At 70.2% G+C, this 4,596-nt stretch carries 5 protein-coding genes; 3 read left to right on the plus strand and 2 right to left on the minus strand.

Annotated elements, in window-relative coordinates; genetic code table 11:
• Positions 1 to 114 precede the first annotated feature (114 nt).
• Positions 115 to 777, plus strand: coding sequence for a TetR/AcrR family transcriptional regulator (locus AOK24_RS13885; protein ID WP_055720371.1), 663 nt, complete (start codon positions 115 to 117; stop codon positions 775 to 777).
• Here the strand turns inward: AOK24_RS13885 and AOK24_RS13890 are convergent.
• Positions 762 to 2,267 (minus strand): LVIVD repeat-containing protein, encoded by a 1,506-nt coding sequence (locus AOK24_RS13890; protein WP_055720372.1) that lies wholly within the window; start codon positions 2,265 to 2,267, stop codon positions 762 to 764. The two genes, AOK24_RS13885 and AOK24_RS13890, sit on opposite strands and share 16 nt — an antisense overlap.
• 181 nt (positions 2,268 to 2,448) lie before the next feature.
• Here AOK24_RS13890 and AOK24_RS13895 point away from each other — a divergent pair, with 181 nt between their 5' ends.
• Positions 2,449 to 3,096 (plus strand): DUF305 domain-containing protein, encoded by a 648-nt coding sequence (locus AOK24_RS13895; RefSeq protein WP_055720373.1) that lies wholly within the window; start codon positions 2,449 to 2,451, stop codon positions 3,094 to 3,096.
• Between the two features lie 19 nt (positions 3,097 to 3,115).
• On the opposite strand, the gene AOK24_RS13900 is transcribed toward AOK24_RS13895, so the two are convergent.
• Positions 3,116 to 3,574 (minus strand): DUF6214 family protein, encoded by a 459-nt coding sequence (locus tag AOK24_RS13900; protein ID WP_055720374.1) that lies wholly within the window; start codon positions 3,572 to 3,574, stop codon positions 3,116 to 3,118.
• Between the two features lie 180 nt (positions 3,575 to 3,754).
• Here AOK24_RS13900 and AOK24_RS13905 point away from each other — a divergent pair.
• Positions 3,755 to 4,596: FAD-dependent oxidoreductase (locus tag AOK24_RS13905; protein ID WP_159051865.1), on the plus strand; the 842-nt coding region annotated here is incomplete at its 3' end.

Consider the following 4,596-nt stretch of genomic DNA (forward strand, 5'->3'; position numbering starts at 1 on the left):
GGGCCGGGGGGTTGGGTTCGGGCGATCCCCCGCATCGTCCGAACCCAACCCCCCGGCCCGTGTCACCGCGTCGATTATAGTTGGCTGCCGACCAGTCAACGCAGGAGTTACAGGATGTCCCCGCGCAGCGCATCGGTCAATGAGGAATTGCGCAGACGTTCCCGCGAGCGCCTGCTGCTGGCAGCGCTGGAGCTGGTCGGTGAGCGCGGGTACGACGCGACGACGCTCGGGGACATCGCGGACCGGGCCGGGTCGGCGCGGGGGCTGGTGTCGTACTACTTCCCGGGCAAGCGTCAGCTCGTGCAGTCGGCCGTGCACCGGCTCATGCACCGGACCTTGCAGGAGGCGCTGGAGAGCGAGCCGTGCGTCGAGGAGGGCGCGGAGCGGATGGCGCGGGCGATCGACGCGGTGCTGGGGCTGGCGCGGGACCGTACCGTGCTGATGCGCCAGCACATGGCGGGGATGCTGGAGACGGCCGGGTTCGTGCAGTGTCCCGAGCAGCGGCGGCTGGCGGAGCTGCTGCGGGACACGGTGGTCCGGCACGGCTCGCGGGACGTGGACGCCGACTACCCGATGCTGCGCGCGCAGTTGATGGGCGCGGTGTACGGGATGGTGCTGCCGAACGTGCCGTTGACGCTGGAGACGCTGCGGGCGGAGCTGTTCGCGCGGTACGGGCTGGCGTGGGAGCAGGGGTTCCCGCCGGACGCCGAGGCGCCCGGCGGGGTGCGCGACCTGGATCTGTCACGCTTCTTCGCGACGGATCACCAGCCGAAGTAGTCCGGCTGCGTCTGGACGTTGAGCTGGTCGAGCCGGACCCATCTGGCGGGGTCCGTGCGGCGGTCGTCGATCCTGAGGACGTCGAAGCCGTTGCTGATGTCGTTCGAGTAGATGTAGCCGTTGTAGTAGTACGCGGACCACGAGCCGCCGCTGGTCAGGGTCGTGGCGTTGTCGGGGCCGCGCTCGAAGTAGGCGATCTCCCTGGGCCGGCTGGAGTCGGTGAACTCCCAGACGGAGACGCCCCCTTGGTACCAGGCCTGGACCATGATGTCGCGGCCCTTGACCGGGATCAGCGAGCCGTTGTGGGCGACGCAGTTCTCGGTGCTCGCCTGGTGGCGGGGGATCTTGTAGTAGCTGCGGAAGGCGAGCTTGCGCTTCTCGCCCTTGCCGACGATGTCGTAGATTCCGTCGGCGCCGCGGTTCGGGCCGATCTCGGCGTTGCAGGTGGCCGCCCCGCCGCCGCCCAACTCGTCGGTGAACACGACCTTGTTGGCCTTCTGGTTGAAGGTCGCCGAGTGCCAGAACGCGAAGTTGACGTTGTCCTGGACCTGGTCGATGATCTTCGGCCGCTCCGGGTCCTTGATGGACATCAGGATGCCGTCGCCCATGCAGGCGCCGGCCGCGAGGTCCAGTTCGGGCAGGGCGGTGAGGTCGTGGCAGCCGGTGGTCTTGGCGACGCCGGGGTTGGTGGGCGAGCCGGGGTTGCCGCCGCCGTCGGGGCCCTCACCGGGGAAGAGCACGGTGAAGTTCAACAGGGCTGCTTTTTCCGGGGCGTTGCGGGGGACCTTGATGATGGAGATGCCGTCGTGCGGGGGCTGGCAGTCCGGGTAGGTCGCGTTCGGCGAGTACGAGGAGACGTAGAGGTAGATGTTCCTGCGCTCGGGCACCAGGGTGTGGGTGTGCGAGCCGCAGGGGGTCTCCACGGCGGCGATGTACTCGGGGTTGCGCTTGTCGCTGATGTCGAAGATCTTCATGCCCTCCCAGGACGACTTCTCGGTCGCCGGCTGGGTGGTGGAGTTGCAACTGGCGTCGCTGCGCGAGGAGTCGGTGGACAGGAACAGCAGATCGCCCTCGACGGTGACGTCGTTCTGCGAGCCGGGGCACAGCACCTGGGAGACGGTCCTCGGGGCCCGCGGGTTGCTGATGTCGTAGATCCGGAAGCCGTCGTAGTTCCCGGCGAACGCGTACCTGCCCTGGAAGGCGAGGTCGGAGTTCTTGTCGCGCAGGACGTCCTTGGGGACGTTCGCCAGGTGCTTGATGTTGGCCGAGTGGACGATCTCGCCGACGCCGGGTATCTCCCCGGCGGCTATCGCCTCGGCAACCTCGGTGCGGTCGCTCTGGGACACCTTGCGCTCCGCGGCGGGCGAGTCCCCGGGGTCGGGGATCGCGAGCGCCGGGGCGGCGGTCAGCAGCGTGGCCAGCAGGCCGGTCACACCGGCCAGAACTCCCAGTCGTCTGCGCCGTGTTCGGGGCTCCTTCAACAGGATCACTGTGTCCTCCCTCGTCGCCGTTCCTCGCGGAACGGTTCACAGTCCCCCGAAGTATCGTCTTAGTCATGCCCACACCAACAGATGGCAACAAGGTCGTCACATAACTTTTCGATCGGCGGGGCACAGATCCGTGCTAGGACGGTCACAGCCGTTCCGAACTCACCAGCAACAGGAGGTCGTTGTGCGCTCACGCCGCACGTCCGTGGTCGCCGCCGCACTGGTGGCGCTCGCTCTGGCCGGCTGCGACTCGGGGGCGGACGACGAGCCGAAGGCGGCGCGCAGCGGGGGGCCGACGGTGCTGGTGCCGGGGCTGCCGGGGGAGGCGAACCGGACGATGTCCGCCGAGGAGGCGGCCGGGCACCGGGCGCAGGACGACTCGCCGAACACGGCGGACGTGTCGTACGCGCAGATGATGATCGTCCATCACGCGCAGGCGCTGGAGATGACCGCGCTCGCCCCGGGCCGCGCCGGTTCCGCGGCCGTGAAGGGGCTCGCGGAGCGGATCGCGGCGGCGCAGAAGCCCGAGATCGAGATGATGCGCGACTGGCTGACGTCGCACGGGAAACCCCAGCGGGCGCAGGGCCATGCGGGTCACGCGGCGATGCCGGGGATGGCGACGGACGCGCAACTCGCCGCGTTGCGCGGCGCGAAGGGCGCGGCGTTCGACAAGCTCTTCCTCACCCTGATGATCACCCACCACGAGGGGGCGATCACCATGGCGACGGACGTCAAGGCACAGGGGAACAACATCCAGGCGGAGGAGATGGCGGACGACGTCGTCGCCCAACAGGCCAGCGAGATCGCCCGGATGCGCACGATGCTCCAGTGAGCGGCGTCAACTGCCGTGCTCAGCGCTTGACATGACGGGGTGTCAGATATCCGGCGTCGCGTGCCTGCGCGATGAGCCGCAGGGAACGGCGCCTGCTGTGACCGGTCGCGTCCATCACCGCGAGGACCGGGTCGGCGCCCTGCTCCTGCGCGGCCCGGTACTCCTGGGCGACGAGCCGGCGGCCCTCGGCGCCGCGCGGCCAGGACGGGCGGGCGCGGCTCGGGCCGGAGTGCCCCGACTCCTCGTCCTCCTCCCCGCCGCACATCTCGAAGAGGGGGCCCTCGATCCAGTCGGCGAGGACGGTCAGGTCGATGAGGGACAGCGCGGGCTGGGCCCTGACGTCCTCGATGGAGACGCCGCCTTCGCAGACCACCGCGAGGACCTCGACCCACGCCCGGTCGGGGAAGGCCAGGCGGACGGTGTACCAGGCGGTCGCGCCGCCCCTCTCCCGCACTTCCCACGCGGGCCACACGGACACCTCGGCGTCCTCGGCGGGGCGATCAGAAAGATTAAGAAAAGATGCTTCTAGCACACACGCAACGTAACCGCATCATCACATTCCATACGAAAAGACACGCACACCGGTCCGCCCCGGCACCCTGACAGCGCAGCACGCCCGGTGTCATCCTGGAGACCTGCCCCGCGTGAGGAGTTGCGCGTGCTGCGAGTCGCCGTCGTCGGTTCCGGGCCGAGCGGGGTGTACACCGCCCAGTCCCTGGTGGAGCGCGACCCCGAGGTCCTCGTCGACGTCCTGGACCGCCTCCCGTGCCCGTACGGCCTGGTCCGCTACGGCGTCGCCCCCGACCACGAGAAGATCAAGTCCCTCCAGCACAACCTGCGGACGGTCCTGGAGCACGAACGGGTCCGCTTTCTCGGCGGCGTCGAGGCCGGACCGTCCGGTGTGACGGTCGTACGACTGCGCCAGTTGTACGACGCGGTCGTGTACTGCGTCGGCGCGGCGGCCGACCGGCGGCTCGGGATCGACGGGGAGGAGCTGCCGGGCAGCTGGTCGGCGACGGAGTTCGTGTCCTGGTACAGCGCGCACCCCGACGCCGTCGCCGACGGCTTCGTGACCGGCGTCCGCTCGGCGGTCGTGATCGGGGTGGGGAACGTCGCGGTGGACGTGACGCGCATCCTGGCGCGCGGCGCGGCCGAGCTGAGCCCGACCGACATGCCCCAGTCGGCGCTGCTCGCGCTCGCGGACAGCGGGGTGCGCGAGGTGCACATGGTGGGCCGGCGCGGCCCTTCGCAGGCGCGGTTCACGACGAAGGAGCTGCGCGAGCTGGGAAGTCTGCCGGGGGTCGAAGTCGCGGTGGACGAGCGGGAGTTGGTGCTCGATCCGGGGTACGCCGACCCGTCCGGGCTGGCGGCGGCGCAGCGGCGGAACGTGGAGGCGCTGCGGGGGTGGGCCGCTTCCGGCGCGGGTGCGGCGGGCCGCCGTATCCGGCTGCGGTTCTTCCTGCGGCCGGTCGCGCTGCTGCCCGACGCGCGGGGGCGGGT

The sequence above is a fragment of the Streptomyces niveiscabiei genome, from assembly GCF_001419795.1.
GTDB classification, from domain to species: domain Bacteria; phylum Actinomycetota; class Actinomycetes; order Streptomycetales; family Streptomycetaceae; genus Streptomyces; species Streptomyces niveiscabiei.